This is a genomic window from Dietzia sp. DQ12-76 (assembly GCF_014145045.1).
In the GTDB taxonomy this organism is placed as follows: domain Bacteria; phylum Actinomycetota; class Actinomycetes; order Mycobacteriales; family Mycobacteriaceae; genus Dietzia.
The window spans coordinates 3,842-6,859 of record NZ_JAALDV010000456.1; the positions used below are offsets into that span (position 1 = coordinate 3,842).

Consider the following 3,018-nt stretch of genomic DNA (forward strand, 5'->3'; position numbering starts at 1 on the left):
CGAACAGGTCCGCCACCGGGGCGTTGGTGATGAACCGCTTGGTGCCGTCGATCACCCAGTCCCCGCCGTCCCGGACGGCCCTGGTCGTCAGTCCCGCCGGGTTGGACCCCGCGCCGTCCTCGGTCAGGGCGAAAGACGAGATGACCTCGCCGGAGGCGATCCGCTCCAGCCACTCGGCCTTCTGCTCGTCGGTACCGAAGCCCACGAGGACCTGCCCGGCGATTCCGTTGTTGGTGCCGAACAGGGACCGCATCGCCAGGCTGGTGTACCCGAACTCCATCGCCAGCTCGACGTCCTGGGACAGGTTCACCCCGAGGCCGCCCCATTCCTGAGGGATCGCGTATCCGAACATCCCCATCTCGGCCAGTCCGGTCCGGATGTCGTCCGGGACCGCGTCGGCGTCGGCGATCTCCCGCTCACGCGGGACCACCACCGTCCGGATGTAGTCGCGGGTCGCGGCGAGGATCGCGGCGAAGTCCTCCGCGTCGACCCCGGACCCCACCGCGGCGTGCGACCCCGCTCCCGGATCAGACCCCGCCGCGTCCGCCTGCACGCTCATGTTGCGCCCTTCGTCGTGAACCTCGCGGGACCGGGATCCGGTGCAGCGATGCCTAAACCATTATCATCAATTGGAAGGCGGGGCAACAGCCACCACCGGAGCGACGGGAGCCACCGATGACCGACCTCGGCGAGCCGCGACCCCTCAGCGGGATGCGCGTGATCGAACTGTCCAGCTTCGTCGCCTCTCCCCTGTGCGGGCTCACGCTCTCCCAGCTCGGCGCCGAGGTCATCCGGGTCGACCCGGTGGGTGGAGCGGCCGACGTGCACCGCTGGCCGGTCGCCCCGGACGGGACCTCGATCTACTGGACCGGGCTCAACCGGGGGAAGTCCTCGGTGACCCTCGACCTGCGGTCTGACCGGGGTCGGCAGGCGCTGCGAGACCTCGTCACCGCTCCCGGGGAGGGCGGCGGCATCCTCGTGACCAACTCCGGCGGCCGCGACTGGATGAGCCATGATCGCCTGGCGTCGGCCCGGCCCGACGTCATCACCCTCGAGCTGCTCGGGCGCCGCGACGGCGGCCCAGCAGTGGACTACACCGTCAACGCCGGCCTCGGGTTCCCCGCGATCACCGGGCCGACCGGCGGGCAGGGTGGTGAGCAGAACGGCGGCCCGGTGGTCAACCATGTCCTGCCCGCCTGGGACGTCGCGGCGGGCCTGCATGCCGCCCTGGCCGTGGTGGCCGCCGTCCGTGACCGCGAGCGGACCGGCCGGGGGCGTCGGATCGTCCTGCCCCTCGACGACGTCGCCCTGGCCACCGCCGGCACGCTGGGCTACCTCACCGAACCACAGATCGACGGTTCCTCGCGGCCTGCGGTGGGCAACTACGTGTACGGCACCTTCGGCAGGGATTTTCCCACCGCCGACGGCGGCCGGGTGATGGTCGTCGCCCTGACCACCAGACATTTCCACGACCTGGCGCGGGTGACCGGCACCCGGGATGCCGTCGACGCCCTGGAGTCGGCGACCGGCGCCGATTTCGACACCGAGGCCGACAGGTACTCCTACCGCGAGGTCCTGTCCGCCCTCTTCGCCCGGTGGTTCGCCGCACACACCACCGACGAGGTCACCCGGGCACTGGCGGCCTCGTCGGTGCTGCACGAGCGGTACCGCACCTTCGACCAGGTGGTCGCGGAGGGGGATCTCGAGGCCAACCCGCTCTTCGCTCCCCTCGAGCAACCCGGGCTGGGGTCCTACCTCGCGGCCGCGCACCCCGCGACCTTCGACGGCCGGCACATGACCGCAGGCCCCGCACCGACTCTGGGGGCGGACACCGATCGCCTCACCGCAGAAGGGCACTGAGGCACCCGTCCACTGCGTACAGTCGCCACCATGAAGGCTGCGGTGTGTGTCGACACGGAATCCCCCCTGGTGATCGAGGACATCCCGATCCCCCAACCGGCGGAGGGCGAGGTCCTGATCCGCAACACCGCCTGCGGGGTGTGCCACACCGACCTGCACGTGATGAAGGGCGAGGTCCAATTTCCCCTGCCCGGGGTCCTGGGGCACGAGGTCTCCGGGGTCGTCGCCGAGGTCGGCCGCGGCGTGACGGCGGTCCGCCCGGGCGACCGCGTGGTGGGCTCGTTCATCATGCCGTGCGGGTGGTGCGAGAACTGTGCCCGCGGGATGGAGGACCTGTGCTCGACGTTCTTCGAGTACAACCGCCTGCGCGGGACCCTGTACGACGGCGAGACCAGGCTCCACCGCGCGAACGGTGAGCCGCTGTCCATGTATTCCATGGGCGGCCTCGCCGAGTACAGCGTCACGCCCGCCACCGCGGTGTTCGCCCTCCCGGAGGAACTGGACCTCGCGGACTCGGCGATCCTGGGGTGCTCGCTGTTCACCGCCTACGGTGCCGTGCGGAACGTCGGGGACGTCCGGACCGGTGAGTCGGTCGCGGTCGTGGCGGTGGGCGGGGTCGGGCAGAACATCGTCCAGCTGGCGGCGGTGAGCGGCGCCGAATCCGTCATCGCCATCGACGTGGACGACGAGAAACTCGCCCTCGCACGCCGCATGGGCGCCACCCACACGATCAACTCGCGGCAGGTCGATGCGACCGAGGCGGTCATGGAGATCACCGGCGGCAGGGGCGTCGACACCGCCTTCGAGGCCCTCGGATCAGCGGCCACCACCCGCCAGGCCACCGAGATCGCGCGCGAGGGCGGCAGGGTCGTGGTGGTGGGCATCCCGCCGGCCGGAACGGTGCTCGATGTCGACCTCGCGCGGGTCGTGAGACGCAAGATCCAGATCAAGGGTTCCTACGGCGCCCGCGCACGGCAGGACCTGCCCGCGCTCATCCGGCTGCTCGCCGCAGGGAGACTCGATCTGAGCAGTGTGATCTCGCGGCGCGTGGGGCTTGAGGAGGCGCCCGGGACCTACCAGGCGCTCGACCGCGGGGAGGTTCTCGGCCGCGCCGTCGTGCTCACCGGGGCCTGAGCCGGGCCGGGGCCGGGGCCCGAC

Annotated in this window: 3 protein-coding genes; 2 read left to right on the forward strand and 1 reads right to left on the reverse strand. The window is 71.3% G+C overall.

Annotated elements, in window-relative coordinates; translation table 11 throughout:
• On the reverse strand, window positions 1-559 hold a 559-nt coding region (locus G6019_RS17445), incomplete at its 3' end, for an acyl-CoA dehydrogenase family protein (RefSeq protein ID WP_241726081.1).
• Window positions 560-675: 116 nt separating this feature from the next.
• Here G6019_RS17445 and G6019_RS14645 point away from each other — a divergent pair.
• Entirely contained in the window at window positions 676-1,860 is a 1,185-nt protein-coding gene (locus G6019_RS14645; protein WP_182613045.1) for a CoA transferase, read from the forward strand.
• 30 nt (window positions 1,861-1,890) lie between these two features.
• Window positions 1,891-2,994: a zinc-binding dehydrogenase gene (locus G6019_RS14650; protein WP_182613044.1), complete on the forward strand. Its 1,104-nt coding sequence runs from the start codon at window positions 1,891-1,893 to the stop codon at window positions 2,992-2,994.
• The last annotated feature ends 24 nt before the right edge of the window (window positions 2,995-3,018 follow it).

What these genes read in the sequence shown, in the direction of transcription:
- G6019_RS14645 (WP_182613045.1), top strand. Translation starts at nt 676, where the DNA reads ATGACCGACCTCGGCGAGCCGCGACCCCTCAGCGGGATGCGCGTGATC.
- G6019_RS14650 (WP_182613044.1), top strand. Translation starts at nt 1,891, where the DNA reads ATGAAGGCTGCGGTGTGTGTCGACACGGAATCCCCCCTGGTGATCGAG.